Below are 19,103 nucleotides of genomic sequence, written 5' to 3' on the forward strand. Positions count from 1 at the left end.
GCTCCGAATCATCGAAGCCCCATGGAATCAGATCAACCGCAATCCCTAAAGTGCGTTAACCCGAGTTCGTAGCCCTGGGAAGGCCCATCTGGCCCTACACGCCGCCGCCATAAACGGCTAGTTTGGCCTCATGAATCACCAACCCAACCTCAGAATCGGCCATTCGGCCTGTCCGCATGATTGCCCGTCGACCTGCGCGCTCGAGGTCGAGCTGCTCGACAACAAGCGCATCGGCCCCGTCCACGGCGCCAAGGCCAATACGTATACATCAGGCGTCATCTGCGCCAAGGTCGCCCGTTACGCCGCCGCGTCCATCATCCCGAGCGCTTGCTGAAGCCACTGGTGCGCTTGGCGTGAGCAACCTGATGGCTGCTGACGGCGTCGAATGCACGTGGACACAAGCGAAGGGCGGCCTCGGTAACATTACCGCGAGCCTGTAACGTTCGCCGTCGCTGGCGCGAACAACGGACCGTATCCTCATGTCCGCCATTGCGGGATTACTTGCCCGCCGACACCTTCAGGAGTCAAGAAATGCTAGACCGTCGCACCTTCCTCATCGGCCTGACCGCAATATCGGGCCTCGCCTCGGCTCCGGCGCTGGCTGCCAGCCGCATGGCCTACACACGGCAGGCCTTCGAAGAGGCGCAAAAGGCAGGCAAGCCGATCCTGGTCGAGATCACCGCCAGCTGGTGTCCGATCTGCAAGGCGCAGAAGCGGGTGCTCGGCCAGTTGCTGCCTGCGCCCGAGCACGCAAACCTGGCCGTTTTCGAAGTCGATTTCGATTCCCAAAAAGAGGTTGTTCGGGCTCTTGGTGCGCGGATGCAGAGCACGCTGATCACCTTCAAGGGCGCAACGGAAGTCGGTCGGCTTGTTGGCGTGACCAAGGCGGATGCCATCAAGCAATTGCTTGATAAAACGATCTGAGCGGCGGCGATGCTACTCGGCTTCATATTTTCGTTCCTGGCCGGGGTGCTGTCGACGCTGTCGCCATGCGTGCTGCCGCTGATCCCGGTCGTGCTCGGTGCTGCCGTCAGTCAGCATCGCTATGGCCCCATCGCGCTGGCCGCAGGACTTGCCATGTCCTTCACGGCCATAGGGCTTTTCGTCGCCACGATCGGGTTCTCCGTCGGGCTTGACGGCGGTGTCTTTCGCAGCGCCGCCGCAGTTCTGATGCTCGTCCTCGGCACGATATTGATCGTGCCGGCATTCCAGGCGCATATCGCGCTTGCGGCCGGTCCGGCCGGCAACTGGGTCGAGCAGCGGTTTGGCGCCTTTTCCTCCGTTGGCCTTTGGGGGCAGTTCGGCGTCGGTCTGCTGCTCGGCGCGGTGTGGAGCCCTTGCGTTGGCCCGACTCTCGGTGCCGCTTCCGTCCTTGCAGCGCAGGGCCAAGACCTTGGCCAGGTTGGGGTCACCATGGTCCTGTTTGGTCTCGGTGCTGCCGTGCCGTTGCTGATCCTCGGACTACTGTCCCGCGAGACCTTGCTGAGTTGGCGCAGCCACATCGCCGGCGCCGGCAGCGGGCTGAAGGTCGCGTTAGGCGTCTTGCTGGTGATGACCGCCGCCGCGATTCTGTCTGGGTTCGACAAGGCGTTGGAAACCGCACTCGTCAACGCTTCGCCCGAGTGGCTGACGGCGTTGACGACGCAGTTCTAACGGCTCCGCGCTGGCGGTCGCCAGATTTTCAGCTTGCCTCAGCAAGGAGAAGCAAGTTAGCGCTGCATCTGGCCCTACACGCCGCTTTCGCAACCGACTAGTCTGCTCCCATGAATCAGCACGCCAAGCTCAGGATCGGCCATTCGGCCTGTCCGCATGATTGCCCGTCAACCTGCGCGCTCGAGGTCGAGCTGCTCGACAGCAAGCGCATCGGCCGCGTCCATGGCGCCAGGGCCAACACCTACACATCCGGCGTCATCTGCGCCAAGGTTGCCCGTTACGCCGACCGCGTCCATCATCCCGACCGCTTGCTGAAGCCGCTGATCCGTGCCGGCGCCAAGGGTGAGGGCCTTTGGAAGGAAGCGAGCTGGGAGGCCGCACTCGACCTCGTCGCCGAAAAGTTCATCGCGGCCGAGGCAAAATACGGCTCGGAGACGGTCTGGCCATATTACTATGCCGGCACGATGGGGCTGGTGCAGCGCGACGGCATCGAGCGGCTGCGCCACGCGAAAAAATACTCCGGCTTCTTCGGTTCAATCTGCACCAATCTGGCCTGGACCGGCTGGATGATGGGCGCCGGCGCGCTGCGCGGTCCCGACCCGCGCGAGATGGCCAAGTCCGACTGCGTGGTGATCTGGGGCACCAATGCCGTGGTCACTCAGGTCAACGTAATGACCCACGCGATCAAGGCGCGCAAGGAACGCGGCGCCAAGATCGTCGTCATCGACGTTTATGAAAACGCGACGATGAAGCAGGCCGATCTCGGCCTGATGCTGAAGCCCGGCACCGATGGCGCGCTGGCCTGCGCGGTGATGCATGTGCTGTTCCGTGACGGCATGGCCGACCGCGCCTATTTGGAAAAATACACCGACGACCCGCACGGTCTGGAAGCGCATCTTCAGACGAGGACGCCGCAATGGGCGGCTGATATCACCGGGCTTTCGGTCGACGAGATCGAGACCTTTGCTCGCCTCGTCGGCACGACGAAGAAGACTTATTTCCGCCTCGGCTACGGCTTCTCGCGCCAGCGCAACGGCTCGGTCAACATGCACGCCGCGGCCTCGATCGCCGCGGTCACCGGCTGCTGGCAATATGAGGGCGGCGGCGCCTTCCATTCCAATTCGGGCATCTTCAAGCTGAACCAGGAACTGCTGGAAGGCACGCGGATGCGCGACCCCGCGATCCGCCACCTCGACCATTCGCGCATCGGCCCGGTGCTGACCGGGGCGGCGGACGCGCTCTATGGCGGCCCGCCGGTGACCGCGCTGCTGATCCAGAACACCAATCCGGTCAATGTTGCGCCGGAGCAGCGGCTGGTGAAGCAGGGTTTTCTGCGCGACTACCTGTTTTCCTGCGTGCACGAACAGTTCATGACCGACACCGCAAAACTCGCCGATGTCGTGCTGCCGGCGACGATGTTTTTAGAGCATGACGATGTCTACAAAGGCGGCGGCAACCAGCACATCACGCTCGGTCCGAAGCTGATCGACCCGCCGGAAGGGCCGCGCAGCAACCATTTCGTCATCGAGGAACTCGGTAAAAGGCTCGGTGTTGGCGACAAGCCTGGCTTCGGCATGACCGAGCAGCAGCACATCGACATCATTTTGGGCAAGCGCGGCCTGGGTAGTTTTGCGAGCCTCAGGCGAGAAAAATGGGTCGATTTGCAGCCGGACTTCGAGGCGGCGCATTTTGTCGATGGCTTCGGCCACGCGGACGGAAAATTCCGCTTCCGCGCCGACTGGATCGGGCAGGCGGCGCCCAACCGGCCGCCGAAAAGCATGGGCCTGTTGGGGCCGGTGGCAAGCCTGCCGGAATTCCCCGACCACGTCGACCTGATCGAGGTGGCGGATGCGGCGCATCCGTTCCGGCTGACCACCTCGCCGGCGCGCAATTTCCTCAACTCGACTTTTTCGGAGACGCCGGTGTCGAAGGCCAAGGAGGGCCGCCCGGAACTGCTTTTGCATCCGGACGATGCTGCAGCCTATGGGCTGGACAATGGCGACCGGGTCGAGATCGGCAATGTGCGCGGCGAAGTCGTTCTGCATGCAAGATTGTTCGACGGCATCAAGCGCGGCGTCGTGGTCGCCGAAGGCATCTGGCCCAACAGCGCCCACGAGCGCGGCGAGGGCATCAACGTCCTGACCGGTGCCGACGCGCCGGCGCCCTATGGCGGTGCTGCGTTCCACGACAACAAGGTCTGGCTGCGCCCGGCCAATTGACGCTTCGGAACGATATATCCATCCAGCCGTTTTTGCGTGGCGGGTGGAGACATGGTGATGGCAGAAGCGTTGGCAGCGCCGGACCCCATTGGAAGAACGCTTTCGCCCGGCGAACTCGTGACCACGATGTCGCACTTTCATCGCGCCGAGATTCTGCGCATGACGGGGTGGCGCGACCGCCTGGACCGGACGAGCAATTGGGCGATAACGGTCGTTGCGGCGATGTTGTCCATCTCGCTTTCGACAGCCAGCGCGCATCACGGCGTGCTGCTTTTTGCTATGCTGCTTGTCCTGTTGCTGCTGTGGATAGAAGCGCGGCGATATCGCTTCTTCGACGTTTACCGGGCCCGTGTGCGCCAGTTCGAACGGCACTATTTCGCGCAGATATTCTCGCCACAGCCGGACTTCGCGTCCGATTGGCTGTTGGTCGTCGGCGAAAGCCTGCGCGCTCCAAAATTCCTCATTTCGCAACGAGCGGCGTTGGCGCGCCGTCTGCGTCGAAACTACATCCACATGCTGCTGATCTTGCTGCTGGCCTGGATCCTCAAACTGTCGACCCCCAGTCTTTTAACCGAAGGTGTCCGCATCGACTTCGTCAGTTCGGTGCGCGAGGCCGTTGCCGGCGCGGCCCTGGGGCCCATTCCCGGCGTGGTCATCGTCGTGCTGGTCGCCGCCTTCTATGCCGGCCTGCTGGTCACGGCGTTCCTGACCGCCGGCGACGAGGGCGAACTCTCCTTTGGTGACGTGCACGTCTAGAGCGGCAGCGCAAAACCGGCGGATCTGCGATTTCATTTGTGCAGGAAATCGAACCGATCGGTTCGTTTTTGTTGACGCATTGTGCAAGACAGAGTGAACGTCGGCTCAGCAAATGGCCAGGCCGCGCGGCAGACGTATTCGCCTAAAGCATTGAGAAGAAGTTCAAAGATTGTGGCGAAGGAAGCCTTTTAGCGGATTTCAAGCACCCGGTTCAGGGCGTGGCCGGAACATCTTTGTGATTGGAAACTGCCGCATGGCCAACCCACCTCGGGGTGGTCCGAGCGACGCGAAATCCTCCCAAGGCACGCCACGAGACGGACAACAATACTGAAAGTATGAAAGTACTGGAGTACCTGAAATGACCAAGATTGCTCTCACCGCTGCCGCCATCCTCATTGCCACGGGCAGCGCCTTTGCCGGCAGCGACCATTATGGTTCGGACGGCGTCAACCAGCCGGCCGCGCCTGTTGGCAATGCGCCTGTTGTCGACAATATGTTCACGGGTTCGATCCGCAAGCCGTTTACAGCCGAGCACAATACCGTCAATACCAACGCGACGACCCAGCCCGGCACGACTGAACCGGTCGTGCCTCAGTCCGGCCGGGGCAACTGGGGCCGCTAAATCCTCAAGCTTCGGAACTCAAAGAGCGGCGGGCTTGGCCCGCCGTTCTTGCTTTTGCATATCAAGTCACAGCCCTCGTTTAGCGCAGGTCCTTCGGCCAAACGCAGTGTGTCAGCCGCGCATCGCCGAGGGCCAGCCGTGCCCAGTCACCGTCGAAAACGAAGCGGGCCAGGGCTGCCGTCGGGAATTTCTCTTCAAGCTTTTTGAGTGCCGCGGCATCCGATCCGGCGCCCGCAAGCCGGCGCGCGAATTCCTCCAGGCCGGGATTATGGCCAATCACCAAAAGGCTGCTTGTTGCCGCTTTTGCCTGCCGTACCTTGGCGAGAATGTCTGCCGCACCGGCCTCGTAGAGCGCCTGGACAAATTTGGCCGGCGTTTTCGCCGGCAATTCCGCCGAGACCAGCCGCCATGTGTCGCGGGTGCGCAACGCGGGCGACACCAGCGCCAGGTCCGGCAGCCAGCCCTGCCTGGCCAGTTCGCGCCCGACCAGCGGCGCGGCCTTCAGCCCGCGCCCGGAAAGCGGCCGGTCGAAGTCGATAAGGTCAGGATCGTCCCAGCTCGACTTGGCATGACGCAGAAGAAGGAGTTGCTTCGTTGTCGTCATGCCAGCCTTGTCCTGCTCATGGCGTGATGCGCGCCAGATGCTCGAGGTCGGTCTCCTCGCGCAGCGGATCGGGCGCCATCACCACGGAGGTGCTGTTGTCGGCATCGTCGGCGAAGTGGGCCAGCACGGTGCGGCCGCCTTCCATCCGTGCCTTGCCTTCGGCGACCAGCCCGAGCGCCAGCGGATAAAGCCGGTGCTCGGCCTTCAGCACGCGCGCGGCGAGCGTATCCTCATTGTCGCCGACCATCACCGGCACGGCGGCCTGGGCGATGATCGGGCCGTCATCCATGTCCAGCGTGACGAAATGCACCGTGCAGCCATGGATGCGGATGCCCGCGCGGATAGCTCGCGCATGCGTATCCAGCCCCTTGAAGGCCGGCAACAGGGCAGGGTGGATATTGATCATTCGTCCCAGCCATTTCTCGACGAAGCGCGCGCCGAGGATGCGCATGTAACCGGCCAGCGCCACGATCTCGGCGCCGAACGAGACAAGTGCGGCGTCGATCGCCCCGTCATGCGCTTCCTTGCTGCTATAGTCCGCTCGCGAAATCACCTTGGTGGCGATGCCGCGCGCCGCCGCGATACCGAGACCGGCGGCATTGGCCCGGTCGGAAATGACGCCGACGATCTCGGCCGGATAGTCCGGGTTGCTGGCCGCGGCAATCAGCGCCGTCATGTTGGAGCCGCGTCCCGAAATCAGCACCACGGTGCGTTTGCGCGCGCTCATAGGCCGATCGAGCCCCGATAGATCACGCCGGCGTTGCGGCGCGGCACGATGCGGCCGATCGGCGTCACGCTCTCACCGGCCTCCTGCAGCACGGCCGCGACCTGTGCCGCCTGGCCGGAGGCGACGGCGAGGATCATGCCGACGCCGCAGTTGAAGGTGCGCATCATCTCTTCGGGCGCCACGCCGCCGGTCTTCGCCAGCCATGAGAACACCGCCGGCACTTCGATGGCGTCGAGGTCGAGCTCGGCGGAAAAATCCTTGGGCAGGACGCGCGGGATATTTTCTGGGAAACCGCCGCCGGTGATATGGGCCAGCGCCTTGATGCCATGCGTGTTACGGATCGCCTTGAGGATCGACTTGACGTAGATGCGGGTCGGCTCGAGCAGCGCCTCGGCTAGCGTGGCTTCATCGTTGAAGGGCGCTGGATCGGTCCACGCAAGGCCGCTGGTGGCGACGATGCGGCGGACCAGCGAAAAGCCATTTGAATGCAGCCCCGACGAGGCCAGTCCCAACAGCACGTCGCCCTCGACGATGTCGTCGGTCGGCAGCAGTTGGCCGCGTTCGGCCGCGCCCACGGCAAAGCCGGCAAGGTCGTAGTCGTTGCCGTGATACATGCCGGGCATTTCCGCCGTCTCGCCGCCGATCAGCGCGCATCCGGCCTGCCGGCAGCCCTCGGCGATGCCGCCAACGATCGCCGCACCCTGGTCGGGGTCGAGCTTGCCGGTGGCGAAATAGTCGAGGAAGAACAATGGCTCTGCGCCCTGCACGACGATGTCGTTGACGCACATGGCGACGAGGTCGATGCCGATCGTGTCGTGCTTGCCGGCATCGATGGCGATCTTCAGCTTGGTGCCGACGCCGTCGTTGGCGGCGACCAGCACCGGGTCGATGAAGCCGGCGGCCTTGAGGTCGAACAGGCCGCCAAAGCCGCCGATCTCGCCATCGGCGCCCGGCCGCCGCGTCGCGCGCACCAGCGGCTTGATCTTCTCGACCATGAGATTGCCGGCATCGATGTCGACACCCGCCTCGGCATAGGTGAGCCCGTTCTTGCGCTTGCTCATCACTCTTTCCTGCTTTCCGGGGCTCTTCGCATGAACGGCTGCGCCTCGCAAGGATAACGGCTGGCTCAGGCACTTTCGGCATCACAAAAGAGTGGACAGAGGCTTCAGGCAAATCTCCAACATTGGCGATTGGCGAAAGCCTTGAACACAGCCAATCTCTCCTCCACAAGGGGCGAGATTGGCAGCTTCTGCGTCGCTCTCACTTGCCCTAGCCTCCCATCTCCATCATGTATCATCAAAACAGAAGCGACGGGATATGCGTTTGACCATCCCCAACATGATCACGATCATGCGTTTCGTGCTGGTGCCGGGCGTGGTGCTGGCCATGCTGCAGGCGCGCTGGGACTGGGCTTTTGCCGGCTTCCTGATTGCCGGCATTTCCGACGGCGTCGACGGCTTCATTGCCCGCCATTTCAATCAGTTTTCCCAGCTTGGCGCCTATCTCGATCCGATGGCCGACAAATTGCTGCTGGTCTCGGTGTTTGTGGTGCTGGGCTTCATCGGTGAATTGCCGCTGTGGCTGGTCGTCACCATGGTGTCGCGCGATGCACTGATCGTCTGCGCCGTCGTTCTGTCAACCGTCATGGCCCATCCGGTCGAGATGAAGCCGCTGTTCGTGTCGAAGGCCAACACTGCCATCCAGATCGGGCTGGCGGCGGTGGTGCTGGGCGAACTGGCCCTCGCCCTCGATCTCGATCCGCTCAGGCCGGTGCTCATATTGCTGTCCGGGGTCTTGACCGTGGCTTCGGCCGCGGCCTATCTCGTGGCTTGGCTGAGGCATATGAGCGGCTATGGCGAAGGCTCCACACCGGACACCTGACCAGGACATCGACGCGGCAGCCGAGGCTGCGGCCGCCGATGCTGCCGCGTCCGGCGTGTTTCGCCGCCAAATCCGCTTCTGGCTGATCAGCGCCATCATCCTCGCGATCTTCCTCTATGTCTTCAGCGGCATCCTGCTGCCGTTCGTCGCCGGCATGGTGCTAGCCTACTTCCTCGACCCGGTCGCCGACCGGCTGCAGCGGCTCGGCCTGTCCAGGCTGATGGCGACGATTGTCATCCTGTTTGCCTTCATCGTCGTTCTGGTGCTGGCCTTCGTCATCCTCATTCCGGTGTTGGCTTCGCAGATGGCCGATTTCGCCAGCAAGCTGCCGGAATACCTGACCCGGCTGCAGAGCCTGATCACCAGCTTCGATCCGAGATGGCTGGAAGAGCAATTCGGCGTCGACGCCAATGGCCTGCGCGAAGGGTTGAACTCGCTGCTGACCTCCGGCTTCGGCCTCCTGACCACGGTGTTCACCTCGATCTGGAGCTCCGGCGTGGCGCTGGTGTCGGTGGTCAGCCTGTTCGTCGTTACGCCCGTCGTCGCCTTCTACATGCTGCTCGACTGGGACCGCATGGTGGCGATCGTCGACAGCTGGGTGCCGCGCGACTATGTCCAGACCGTCAGGGCAATCGCCAACGACATCAACACCGCCACCGCCGGCTTTGTGCGCGGCCAGGGCACGCTGTGCCTGGTGTTGGGCGCCATGTACGCCACCGGCCTGACCTTGACCGGCCTGAATTTCGGCATCCTCATCGGCCTGTTCGCCGGGCTGATCTCCTTTATTCCCTATGTCGGCTCGCTGACCGGGCTGGTGCTGGCCGTCGGCGTCGCCTTCGTTCAGTTCTGGCCGGACTGGACCATGGTCGCGGCGGTGGCCGGCGTGTTCTTCGTCGGCCAGTTCATCGAGGGCAACATCCTGCAGCCGAGGCTGGTCGGCAAGAGCGTCGGCCTGCATCCGGTGTGGCTGATGTTTTCGCTGTTTGCCTTCGGCGCGCTGTTCGGCTTCGTCGGCTTGCTGATCGCCGTGCCGGCCTCGGCTGCGGTTGCCGTTCTGGTGCGTTTTGCCATCGCTCGATACCTGGAGTCGCCGCTCTACAAGGGCCACAGTACCGAACCTGTCCCGCCGCTGCCGGCGCGTCGCCGCGGGAGCGGTGGACCGCGCCGTTGAGCCAGATGCCGGACAACAAGATCGACCCGCCGCGCCAGTTGCCGCTCGATCTCGGCCACGGCACCGGCTATTCGCGCGACGAGCTCGTCGTCTCCGGCACCAACAGCCAGGCGGTGTCGCTGGTCGATCGCTGGCCGGACTGGCCGTCGCCGGTGGTTGTGCTCGCCGGTCCGGCGGGCTCTGGAAAAACCCACCTGGCCTCGATCTGGCGCGCCCGCGCCGGCGCAGTGAAAGTCGACGCCGGGCGGATCGGCGACTGCATAGCCAGCCTCGGCGCGCGGCCGGCCCTAATCGACGATGTCGATGCCGGTCCGGTCGATGAAGAGGGGCTGTTCCATCTGATCAACGCGGTGCGCGGGGCCGGCTCGACCTTGCTGCTGACCGCGCGGCGCTTTCCGTCCGCCTGGGGCGTCAGGCTTCCGGACCTCGCTTCGCGGCTGAAGGCGGCGGCGACGGTCGAGATCCACGAGCCCGACGATCACTTGCTGGCCGGCGTCATCACCAAACTGTTCGCCGACCGCCAGGTCGAGGTCGAGCCGCACGTCGTGCAATATTTGGTGCGCCGCATTGAGCGCTCGCTGGCCACCGCGATGCGGGTGGTGGAGCGGCTGGATCGCACCGCGCTCGAGCGCAAGACGCCGATCACGAGGGCGCTCGCCGCCGAAACCGTCAGCGCCATGGATGAGGGGCAGGGCGAGTTCGAGATTTAGACTGCAGTGGGCTTTGGCGCTGCCTCGGAGGGCCGCAGGCTCTTCCACTTTCGCCGCAACTTCATTTAAGGTCGCTATCAGCCTGTTGATTTGCGACAGGGCGGTGGTCATCTCTGGACCGTATCGCGTCACTAAATATTCTCGGTTTCCAGTAAGTTGGGACAGATGGTGTGCCGTGCGTTTCCGCAGGACCAGTCCCGAGGCGATCGCCTTTGCGGTACGTGTCGCAAAATCGTGCTGCAGGCCACGCAACGCCTTATGATCAGAACCAGTCAGCAGGAGATGGGCATTGAGGTAGAGTTCGATTGCGTGAAGGGCGGTGAAACGGCAGGGCACCAGGGAAAGCGCGTTACCCTTGCGTCGATGTTCCAGCAGGCGGATCGCTGCATTTCTGAATTCGCTTGCGAGTCCCAATACCTGTTCGGCTGTTGCCTCTTCACCAGGGTAGGAAGCATTCATTCTACTTGCCCCGCCTCACATCGGCGTCCCGCCGTTCCCGCAGGATGACACGACGCCGGACGCTACGTCAAAGTCGAACACCGATTGGTCGAATGCGGAAAATGACCACCCCTGCCGGTGTCCCATTTCGGGAAACGATGACTGGCATCCATCTTGCAACGTCAGCCTTGCCGGCTAACCCCGGTCCTGATTGCGTATCAAATCAGGTTGTAGGCTCGCCGGGAGTTGAGGCGGTTGGGGTTCTCTTCCCGGCGAGCTTGCCTTCAATGAGGGGTGGCCAGTCGCGTATACGGCACTGGCAACAGCGCTCACGGACAATCGCAGTACCGCGCCGTCTTGGCCGTTATAATGGACCGTTGAATGGTCTATTTTCCTCGTAAATATGGACCAGAGGATGGTCCATAGAAGAGGGGCCGATGCAGGTATCCATTACAGACGCCAAGGGACAGCTGACAGAATTGGTGCGTCGTGCCGAGGCAGGTGACGAAGTCATTCTGACCCGTCACGGTCATGCGGCCGTGCGCCTGGTTGCCATCAAGGCGATGCCGGACAGGAAAAGCCGCCGGGCATTGCTGGAGGCGATGCGGGCATCCGGCGCCGAAAAGGCAAAGGCCGGGCCATCCGCCGCGCGAAGCCAGGATTTCCTCTACGGCGCTGATGACTTTTCGAAGACCTATATCGAAAGCGTTCTTCAAGGTGCGATCCTGGATTAGGTCAGGGAACGGATGCCGGTTGGATCAACCTACGGCCGGAGACCCCCGATAGTGTACCCACCATCGACAGTGATCTCTTGCCCCGTGACGAAGTTTGCATCGTCTGAAAGTAACCAAGCAACTGTACCTGCGATATCTTCTGATACGCCGTTACGGCGGAGGGGCGTGTGGGCGGCTAGGCGCTTGGCAAAAACAGGGTCTATGACATCATCCGCCATCGGGGTCAGAATGATACCCGGATTGATGGCATTGATCCGGATGTTCCGAGGGCCTTGCTCGACCGCGAACGTACGCATCATGGCAAGCAATGCGCCCTTTGTACTCGCGTAAGCCCCGGCCCCCGGCATCACTGCGCCCGCCGTCCAGGAGGCGTTGATGAGTATGCTGCCGCCTTCCAGAAACGGCAGGCAATGCTTGATCGTAAAGAACGTCCCCCGAAGGTTGGTGCCGATCAACACGTCGAAATCATCCGCGTCGGTCACTGCCAATTGTTTGAAGTCGCCCAAAATTCCGGCATTGGCGAATACGGCATCCAGTCTCCCGAAGCGTTCAATTATCTTCCCTACAGTCGCCGCGACTGCATCGTTGTCAGCAATATCGCAAGCAATCGCGACTGCGTTGCCGCCTGCTGCCTCGATGTCCGACTGCAATTGGCTGATCGGATCGTAACGGCGTCCGACAAGGGCAATCTGTGCACCTTCGTCAGCCAGCCGAAGGGCAGCGGCCCGCCCCATACCCGTTCCCGCACCCGTAACTAGAACCGTTTTGCCCATGAATCTGGTTTGTGCCATGTCTTTGTTCCTTCGGTGAATTGCAACATGGCAGCGTAATTCCTGTGCTATCTCATGATAATTCGGCAAAACGCTTATTCATTTGAAAGCAGAGGTATCGAATGGCTCTTTTTCGCTCCATGCAGGTTTTTGTCGCGACGGTCCAAGAGGGCTCAATGAGCGCTGCTTCGGCAAAACTCGGCATATCGCCAGCGATGGTGGGGCAACATGTGGCCGCGCTGGAGGAGCGGCTCGGCACACGCCTTCTGAATAGGACCACCCGCCGTCAGAGCTTGACGGATTTTGGCACGAGCTATGTCGAGCAGTGCCGGGACATCCTGGATCGTGTGGCTGTTGCGGATCAGGACGCAGAGGCATCTCAGACGAAACCTCGCGGGCAACTGAGGATCACAGCGCCGACGACTTTTGGGACGGAGGTTTTAATGCCAGCTTTGCAGCGTTATCGCGACATTGCCCCTGACGTGACGCTGGATATCACGTTGACCGACCGCAATGTCGATATCGTGGAAGAAGGCTTCGACATCGCGTTTCGCATTGGAGCGTTGCCGGATAGCCGCCTTATTGCTCGTCACCTTGCTCCCTATCGAATGATGATTTGTGCTGCACCGGATTACCTTGCCCGCATGGGCGCCCCGGATCATCCTCGCGAGCTTTCCGTCCACGAAGCCATCGGCTTTACCCCTGCAGCCCGGTCGCCCTGGAGGCTATCGAAAGGCAAGGATCTGGTCGAAGTCGCTCCCAAAATCTCGATCACCGTCAATAGTGGTCAGGCTGTCCGCATGGCTGCGCGTGCTGGGTTGGGCGTGATTATGCAACCATCCATACTGCTGACTTCGGATATACGCGCTGGCCTTCTCGTCCGGCTTTTCCCGGATTGGCACCTGAATGAACGGCCCATGTCTCTCATCTACCACCGTGACCGACGCATGGCGCCACGCCTAAGCAGCATCATTTCGTTTGCCATTGCAGAATTTGGCGCTCAGGTTGAGGGACAGGCAAATCGTCTCGTCGAAAGCGCTCGTTAAACATGGGTTGTCTGCGCCAGATGCGCGCGACAATGCTACGAGGTCGACGCTCCCGCCTATGAGCTCTCCCACGAGATAATGTCGGCGATAGATTTTGACCGAGAGCCATTCCACCCGCAGCCTGTGCATCGGCCGTTTTCGAACTGATGTTCGCAGGCGGGCATCCATAGAGATGAAACGCGCATTCAGCACAAAGGCTGGTCATTGCGCTGCTTTCGACGAAATATGTGCTGCCGCATTCGTCGCAACTCGTGATTGATCGGTCAGTCATTGGCTCACCCGCGCTTCCGTTTCAGTCCGATCGCCTCGCGCAGCCGTCGGGCAGTGCCGCCACTGCCGCCACGTTCAGATCCCACCGTCCGGCGGCGCCGCCCGTTCCACGCCGAAGCGCCTGCGGTAATCGCCGGGCACCAGGCCGGTTATCCTGGCGAAAACTTTGCGGAAGGAGCCAGGATCGTCATAGCCGACATCCCAGGCGATCTGGTCTATGGATCGGGTCGTCGCTTCCAGCATCTCACGCGCCTTGCCGACGCGCAGGTGCTGGCAATACTCGGTCGGCTTGAGGCCGGTGGCGTTGCGAAAGCGGCGCAAAAAGGTCCGCTCCTCCAAGGCCGCATGCTCCGCCATGGTGGCAAGCGTCACATCGCGCGCGCCTCTCGCCTGGAGCCAGTGCTGCACTTTGAGGATAGCTTCGTCGCGATGGCTCAGCCTGGGAGCAAAGGGGCTATAGAAGCGTTGCTCGCGCCCCGGCGGGTCCACCAGCATGAAGCGGGCGGTTTCTATCATCACGGTCGGCCCGAGCACCCTGTCGACGAGCTTCAGGCCGAGATCGGTCCAGGCCATGTAGCCGCCGGCGGTGAGAATGTCGCCATCGTCGATGACCAGCTTGTCCGCATCCAGCACGATGTCGGGGAAGCGTATCGCCAGCGCGTCGCGATAGGCCCAGTGCGTGGTCGCCGCACGACCCGACAGCAGACCGGTCTCGGCAAGCACGAAGGCGCCGGCGCAGACCGAGCCGAGCGTCGCGCCCGCCGCATGGCGGGCCCTGAGCCAGTCGGCATAGGGCGCGGCGGCCTCGCGCGGAATCGGATCACCCAGGGTCGGAGGCAAGATGACCATGGCAGGTCCATGACCGGGGCCGGGCTCGCTGTCGAAGGTGCGGATGACGGTTTGGCTCGCCTCTTGCAACTGCCAATGGCTGACACGAAGCCTCAGCACGTCCGGCGACCGTTCGGCAGCCAGCCGGTTGGCCAGCTGGAAGAGATCGGTCAGCCCAAGAACGGCCGCTCCCTGAACGCCAGGATATACAACGAGGCCGATTTCGACCGGATCACGCGCCGCAATCATTTGTCAGTTTTGCCATGTACAATGTCTGTTTTGCCAATCCTCACCATGACTCCGTTGCAATAGCTTGTCCACAGAAGGAACGAACCTTCCCCCAACCATTCAGCCAACCACATCAAGGAGTACGACGATGAGCACATTCACCACCAAGGACGGCACCGAGATCTTCTACAAGGATTGGGGCACAGGGCAGCCAATCGTGTTCCATCACGGCTGGCCGCTCAGCGCCGACGACTGGGACAACCAGATGCTGTTCTTCCTCGACAAGGGCTATCGCGTGATCGCGCATGACCGGCGCGGGCACGGTCGCTCGACACAGACGGCAACCGGTAACGAGATGGACACCTATGCCGCCGATCTCGCGGCTCTGGTCGCTCACCTTGATCTCAAGAACGCCGTCCATATCGGCCACTCGACCGGCGGCGGCGAGGTGGCGCGTTACGTTGCCCGCTACGGTGGCGAGGGACGCGTCGCCAAGGCGGTGCTGATCGGCGCGGTGCCGCCGATCATGCTCAAGACCGACAGTAACCCCGGCGGCCTGCCGATCGAGGTCTTCGACGGCTTCCGTGCCGCTTTGGTCGCCAACCGCGCCCAGTTCTACAGGGACGTGCCGGCCGGCCCGTTCTACGGCTTCAATCGCGAGGGCGCCAAGGTCTCGCAAGGGGCTGTCGACAACTGGTGGCGCCAGGGCATGATGGGCGGAGCCAAGGCCCATTACGACTGCATCGAGGCTTTTTCCGAGACCGACTTTACGGAGGACCTGAAGAAGCTCGACGTGCCTGTCCTGATCATGCACGGCGATGACGACCAGATCGTGCCGATTGCCGACTCCGCTCTGCTTGCAGCCAAGCTGGTGAAGCACGGCACGCTCAAGGTCTACAAGGGCCTTCCGCACGGCATGTGCACCACCCACCCGGAGATCATCAATCCGGATCTCCTGGCGTTCATCCAAGGCTGACGCCTCGCAGCTTCAGGCGGGCACGCCCGGAAATACGGGCCGCCCGTCGGTCGCTGGGGTGCTTCGTCCGTCGCAGATGCTGTCCGGCGCAGCTGCGCCGGCACGGCTGCTGCTCGTCGCGGTGTGAATGAATGGTCGGAGTGGAGAGATTCGAACTCCCGACCCTCTGGTCCCAAACCAGATGCGCTACCAGGCTGCGCTACACTCCGAGTCCTTGCGGGCTATAGGGTTCCGGGCTTTGGAAGGCAACCCCCGAAACGACAAAAACGGAACGAACGCAATACAGTGACAGGGAGTTGCACGAAAAGTCCACCAAAAGTCCCACGGCTGTTCATCGCGCTCCTCATGGATAGAAAAATGAAGTAGCCGCGCCTTGTCGCCCTCTGGCGCTACCGGCTCGCGTTCAACTAGTCGGCGGCGCGTCAACCGGCGGCGGTGCTTGGAACATCAATCGCTTCGCCAGCAAGAAAGCTGCTTGAATTGAGCGATCCTCAGCCCGTCACCAACGATATCATCCTCAGAATTCTGCATCTTTGTTCTCATCGAAATCCGCGCGACCGACAACCTGGGAAAGGCTTAGCTAGCCAATCGCAACGCCGCTCTGGCGGTCAATAGCTTGTGCTTTTCAAAGATCGCTAGCTTCTGCGGATAAGTGATCCGCACCTTGGCGTTGCACCCGTCGCATCTGAAGTGCGCGATCGTTTTTAGCGCGGAGCCCTTCCTTACCGCCGGATGCGAGCAATCCGGACATTCGAATGTGAGCGCAACATCAGACAAGTCTTCGGCTAAGCCCATTTCCGTCCCCTTCGCAAGCGCTGTGGCTGGCGAGTCTCAATTAGCAATTCAGATGTAGCAATTCAGATGCCAATCCCCTTGTCCCAAAGCGAGACGAGAACGATTTGCTTCGGGATTGGCCAAGCGCCTTGGGCGCCCGACACAACGTGCTCGTCAGCAGCTCCCGCTAAGAGCTGATTACCGCGGCCCGAGTCCTTGCGGGCTATAGGTTGCGGGCTTGGCTGCGCAACCCCTTGAAAAGACGAGAACGGAACAAACGGTAGGCCCGGGCCGAGAGCGGGGCCGGAAATGCAGCCAGCCGGGTCCAGCGCAACGGTTTCGTAGCGCCGTCTCGGCGCCCAGGTTGCTGTCCGGTCAGACCTTCACCAAGGCGGCCGTCGCATACATGAAGGCGACGCCGGCCGCCAGCCCACCCAGGACCGGCGGCGTGAAGAAGGCATCGAGACCCTTCTGGCTGCGGCGCATCAGATAGGCGCCGACCTCGACGATGACCTGCAGGATCGTCCCGGCGCCGATGGCAAGCGCCAGCGCCGACAATTGCGGCGCATAGGCCAGGCTGCCGAGCCGCATGCCGAGAACCGCAGGCCCGCCTGCTAGCAAGGTCAGGCCGGCGAACGTCCACAGCGGTGGCCGCTCCTTGTTAGTTCTGCGTTGTAGCAAACTGCTCAGGCTGATTGAGGGGATGGGTTCTTTTGCCGTGAACCCTCGCGCGATCATCGTCGGTGGCCCGCCGTACCGAAGGGGTACGGCAGGCAGCGGCCTTGCCGCCGGCGGCATTGCGCAGTAATGACGGGAATACAGCGGCGGTGCCGCTTGCACGTAGCAACGAGGTGTCCATGTCCGCGCGCATTTTCAGCCCAGCCAAAACCGCGATGCAGTCCGGCAAGGCCAAGAACGGCCACTGGGTGCTGGAATTCGATCCCGAGATGCGCAAGAAAATCGATCCGCTGATGGGCTATACCACGTCGGGTGACATGCGGAGCCAGATCAGGCTCACCTTCGATACCCGGGAAGAGGCGGTGGCCTATGCGGAGAAAGAGGGGCTGGCCTACCGTGTTGAGGAGCCGAAGGAATCCAAGCGCCGCCAGATTTCCTATGCGGAAAATTTCCGCTATGACCGCAAGACGCCCTGGACACATTGACCGGCAAATGCCGGGCAGCCGTCCCAGCGCATAACTCAGCCGGCCCTTGGCGTCGGCCCAGCGGTCCCGTAGCTCAGCTGGATAGAGCACCGGCCTTCTAAGCCGATGGTCACAGGTTCGAATCCTGTCGGGATCGCCAGTATTTTCAAGGTCCATTCTGGACACATAGGTTACGGTTTATACCGGAGACATGGGTAACACTTTCGGCCCGAAGGATTGTCTAGTGGCAATGCTCGAAATGCTCCGCGTCGGGTCGGCAGACGCGACGCAGCCGGCAGCCTATCATTTTTCACGATTCGCGAACCGGGCAAATCCCGACCCACCCCGCGCTCGATGATCGCTTGATCGCCCCGTCGCGCTTTAGGTGCGGCGGACTTTTTGTTTCCGTATGGAACACTGGCACGCGCAAGACGTTCGCCTCCTGCAGTAATATTTCCTGTGCACATAGGAATGCTGCGAGATCGGATTGTCCCCTCCGATCAGCCCGCGTCCTTCCCCTCCGTGGGGCGCGGGCTTCTTCGTTCATGGCACCGATACGATCAAGGCTCGTCGGACGTGCAACCCCTGCGTGTTGGCACCGAGCAAGGCGTGTTGAGCCTCGATCGCGTCGGGCAGCGCCGCTCTGAACTCACGATGCACGTTCATGCAACCACCGCCATGTCTTCGCGTTTAACCGCCTTCGATCCTGGTGAGCGACAAAAATGACGGCGTTTGTCCCGATTACAATCTACCTGAATCACACGCCGGTGGTGGTCGCGTCGATAGCCGACGCTGCGAAAGCCCTTCAGCAACCATGGCCATTCATGGACAAGCCGTCCCGACTTGAAGCAATCCGAATGATCGAGGAATGCCTGGCCGGGCATTGCAGTCACCAAGCTGCGTTCGCCGCTTTCGAGGCGGCTGCAACGGAACAGGGACTTCATAAGCAGAAGCCTCCAAGCGAAGGCCTCAAGAAATTCGACGGGGTTGCTGAAGATCTGATGTGAGGTCGCCCTCGCCCGCTCGCAGATCTTCCGCGAGGGGCGCATCTCGCGATTCTGCAACGGGGTGCGGTTTTTTGGTGTATGATAATGACGCACGAACAAAATCTCTGGGCGAAGGGGGTTTGTCATGCCGATTGGTGGAAAAGCCGAGCATGCGGGTGTCTTCAACCCGACCGAACTGGCCCTACTGGCGCGGGTGTTCGAGCGGTTGAAGATTGACAGTGAATCTGCGCATCGACGTGAGGCGCTCGCGTCCCGAATTATTGCCAACTACATGGCCGGAGTGGTGGACGAAGAAGAACTTCTGTCGGTTTCGAAACAAGCGCTGGGGCGGTAGGCCCGGGTAAAGCAAGCTAACCGAGTTGACCCTTCCAACCGCCGGTTGGTAGACGCGACGCGGCCGGCGCGCGTAGGATTTCCTACGATCCGGGCACACCCCCCCCCCCCCCCCCCGGGGGGGGGGGGGGGCGGGCCGCCCCCCCCCCCCCCAGGGGGGGGGGGGGGTTTTTCGTGCGTATGGGACAACCGCGCGGGGGGGGGGGTGGGGGTG

The 19,103-nt window shown here is 62.1% G+C and carries 20 protein-coding genes, 2 tRNA genes and 1 pseudogene; 16 read left to right on the forward strand and 7 right to left on the reverse strand.

Going from position 1 to position 19,103, the window contains the following annotated elements; translation table 11 throughout:
- Window positions 1-130: 130 nt before the first annotated feature.
- The 6 genes and pseudogenes from AC0L3N_RS32085 to AC0L3N_RS32110 form a co-directional block, all read left to right on the forward strand.
- Window positions 131-348 (forward strand): annotated as a pseudogene (locus AC0L3N_RS32085) (molybdopterin oxidoreductase family protein); the annotation flags it as partial.
- Window positions 349-531: 183 nt separating this feature from the next.
- Window positions 532-924 (forward strand): thioredoxin family protein, encoded by a 393-nt coding sequence (locus tag AC0L3N_RS32090; RefSeq protein ID WP_123151288.1) that lies wholly within the window; start codon window positions 532-534, stop codon window positions 922-924.
- Window positions 925-933: 9 nt separating this feature from the next.
- Complete coding sequence (locus tag AC0L3N_RS32095) at window positions 934-1,653, forward strand: cytochrome c biogenesis CcdA family protein (RefSeq protein WP_473551597.1); 720 nt, start codon at window positions 934-936, stop codon at window positions 1,651-1,653.
- Between the two features lie 110 nt (window positions 1,654-1,763).
- Window positions 1,764-3,872 carry a molybdopterin-containing oxidoreductase family protein gene (locus tag AC0L3N_RS32100; RefSeq protein ID WP_473551598.1) on the forward strand — a complete coding sequence of 703 codons (2,109 nt, stop codon included), beginning with the start codon at window positions 1,764-1,766 and terminating at the stop codon, window positions 3,870-3,872.
- Window positions 3,873-3,929: 57 nt separating this feature from the next.
- Entirely contained in the window at window positions 3,930-4,628 is a 699-nt protein-coding gene (locus tag AC0L3N_RS32105; protein WP_123151302.1) for a DUF2270 domain-containing protein, read from the forward strand.
- A 358-nt stretch (window positions 4,629-4,986) separates the two neighbouring features.
- Complete coding sequence (locus tag AC0L3N_RS32110) at window positions 4,987-5,250, forward strand: DUF680 domain-containing protein (RefSeq protein ID WP_473551600.1); 264 nt, start codon at window positions 4,987-4,989, stop codon at window positions 5,248-5,250.
- Window positions 5,251-5,329: 79 nt separating this feature from the next.
- Here AC0L3N_RS32110 and AC0L3N_RS32115 read toward each other — a convergent pair whose 3' ends face one another.
- From AC0L3N_RS32115 to purM, 3 genes are read right to left on the reverse strand one after another with little or no spacing between them, the layout of a single operon-like run.
- Window positions 5,330-5,854 carry a SixA phosphatase family protein gene (locus AC0L3N_RS32115; protein ID WP_123151292.1) on the reverse strand — a complete coding sequence of 175 codons (525 nt, stop codon included), beginning with the start codon at window positions 5,852-5,854 and terminating at the stop codon, window positions 5,330-5,332.
- Between the two features lie 16 nt (window positions 5,855-5,870).
- Complete coding sequence (gene purN / locus AC0L3N_RS32120; protein ID WP_292214547.1) at window positions 5,871-6,581, reverse strand: phosphoribosylglycinamide formyltransferase; 711 nt, start codon at window positions 6,579-6,581, stop codon at window positions 5,871-5,873.
- The gene (gene purM, locus AC0L3N_RS32125) at window positions 6,578-7,642 is read right to left on the reverse strand and encodes a phosphoribosylformylglycinamidine cyclo-ligase (RefSeq protein ID WP_123151294.1); all 1,065 of its coding nucleotides are present in this window, start codon (window positions 7,640-7,642) and stop codon (window positions 6,578-6,580) included. The genes purN and purM overlap by 4 nt, the downstream gene beginning before the upstream one ends.
- Before the next feature lie 262 nt (window positions 7,643-7,904).
- On the opposite strand from purM, the gene AC0L3N_RS32130 reads away from it, so the two are divergent.
- The 4 genes from AC0L3N_RS32130 to AC0L3N_RS32145 all read left to right on the forward strand — a co-directional run bounded on the left by AC0L3N_RS32130 (window position 7,905) and on the right by AC0L3N_RS32145 (window position 11,515).
- Entirely contained in the window at window positions 7,905-8,462 is a 558-nt protein-coding gene (locus AC0L3N_RS32130; RefSeq protein ID WP_123151303.1) for a CDP-alcohol phosphatidyltransferase family protein, read from the forward strand.
- Window positions 8,434-9,633 (forward strand): AI-2E family transporter, encoded by a 1,200-nt coding sequence (locus tag AC0L3N_RS32135; RefSeq protein WP_473551601.1) that lies wholly within the window; start codon window positions 8,434-8,436, stop codon window positions 9,631-9,633. Before AC0L3N_RS32130 ends, AC0L3N_RS32135 begins: the two co-directional genes overlap by 29 nt.
- Before the next feature lie 5 nt (window positions 9,634-9,638).
- Window positions 9,639-10,343, forward strand: coding sequence for a DnaA regulatory inactivator HdaA (gene hdaA, locus AC0L3N_RS32140; protein ID WP_473551610.1), 705 nt, complete (start codon window positions 9,639-9,641; stop codon window positions 10,341-10,343).
- Window positions 10,344-11,218: 875 nt separating this feature from the next.
- Entirely contained in the window at window positions 11,219-11,515 is a 297-nt protein-coding gene (locus tag AC0L3N_RS32145; protein WP_473551603.1) for a type II toxin-antitoxin system Phd/YefM family antitoxin, read from the forward strand.
- 29 nt (window positions 11,516-11,544) lie between these two features.
- Here AC0L3N_RS32145 and AC0L3N_RS32150 read toward each other — a convergent pair whose 3' ends face one another.
- Window positions 11,545-12,306: an SDR family NAD(P)-dependent oxidoreductase gene (locus AC0L3N_RS32150; protein WP_123151297.1), complete on the reverse strand. Its 762-nt coding sequence runs from the start codon at window positions 12,304-12,306 to the stop codon at window positions 11,545-11,547.
- 101 nt (window positions 12,307-12,407) lie between these two features.
- Here AC0L3N_RS32150 and AC0L3N_RS32155 point away from each other — a divergent pair, with 101 nt between their 5' ends.
- Window positions 12,408-13,331, forward strand: coding sequence for a LysR family transcriptional regulator (locus AC0L3N_RS32155; protein WP_473551604.1), 924 nt, complete (start codon window positions 12,408-12,410; stop codon window positions 13,329-13,331).
- Window positions 13,332-13,676: 345 nt separating this feature from the next.
- On the opposite strand, the gene AC0L3N_RS32160 is transcribed toward AC0L3N_RS32155, so the two are convergent.
- On the reverse strand, window positions 13,677-14,678 hold the full coding sequence (locus tag AC0L3N_RS32160) for a GlxA family transcriptional regulator (protein WP_473551605.1): 1,002 nt from the start codon (window positions 14,676-14,678) through the stop codon (window positions 13,677-13,679).
- A gap of 127 nt (window positions 14,679-14,805) precedes the next feature.
- On the opposite strand from AC0L3N_RS32160, the gene AC0L3N_RS32165 reads away from it, so the two are divergent.
- A complete protein-coding gene (locus tag AC0L3N_RS32165) occupies window positions 14,806-15,633 on the forward strand; it encodes an alpha/beta fold hydrolase (protein WP_473527997.1) in 828 nt (275 codons plus the stop codon).
- Window positions 15,634-15,765: 132 nt separating this feature from the next.
- Here AC0L3N_RS32165 and AC0L3N_RS32170 read toward each other — a convergent pair.
- Window positions 15,766-15,842 (reverse strand) — tRNA-Pro (locus AC0L3N_RS32170).
- Between the two features lie 940 nt (window positions 15,843-16,782).
- On the reverse strand, window positions 16,783-16,998 hold the full coding sequence (locus AC0L3N_RS32175) for a hypothetical protein (RefSeq protein ID WP_473551607.1): 216 nt from the start codon (window positions 16,996-16,998) through the stop codon (window positions 16,783-16,785).
- A 266-nt stretch (window positions 16,999-17,264) separates the two neighbouring features.
- On the opposite strand from AC0L3N_RS32175, the gene AC0L3N_RS32180 reads away from it, so the two are divergent.
- From AC0L3N_RS32180 to AC0L3N_RS32195, 4 genes are all read left to right on the forward strand, one after another.
- The gene (locus AC0L3N_RS32180) at window positions 17,265-17,570 is read left to right on the forward strand and encodes an ETC complex I subunit (RefSeq protein ID WP_473551611.1); all 306 of its coding nucleotides are present in this window, start codon (window positions 17,265-17,267) and stop codon (window positions 17,568-17,570) included.
- A 62-nt stretch (window positions 17,571-17,632) separates the two neighbouring features.
- Window positions 17,633-17,709 (forward strand) — tRNA-Arg (locus AC0L3N_RS32185).
- A gap of 562 nt (window positions 17,710-18,271) precedes the next feature.
- On the forward strand, window positions 18,272-18,556 hold the full coding sequence (locus tag AC0L3N_RS32190) for a DUF982 domain-containing protein (protein WP_473551608.1): 285 nt from the start codon (window positions 18,272-18,274) through the stop codon (window positions 18,554-18,556).
- Window positions 18,557-18,680: 124 nt separating this feature from the next.
- Window positions 18,681-18,890, forward strand: a complete 210-nt coding sequence (locus AC0L3N_RS32195) for a hypothetical protein (protein WP_473486754.1) — start codon at window positions 18,681-18,683, stop codon at window positions 18,888-18,890.
- Window positions 18,891-19,103: the final 213 nt, after the last annotated feature.

Source organism: Mesorhizobium sp. WSM4807, from assembly GCF_055811615.1.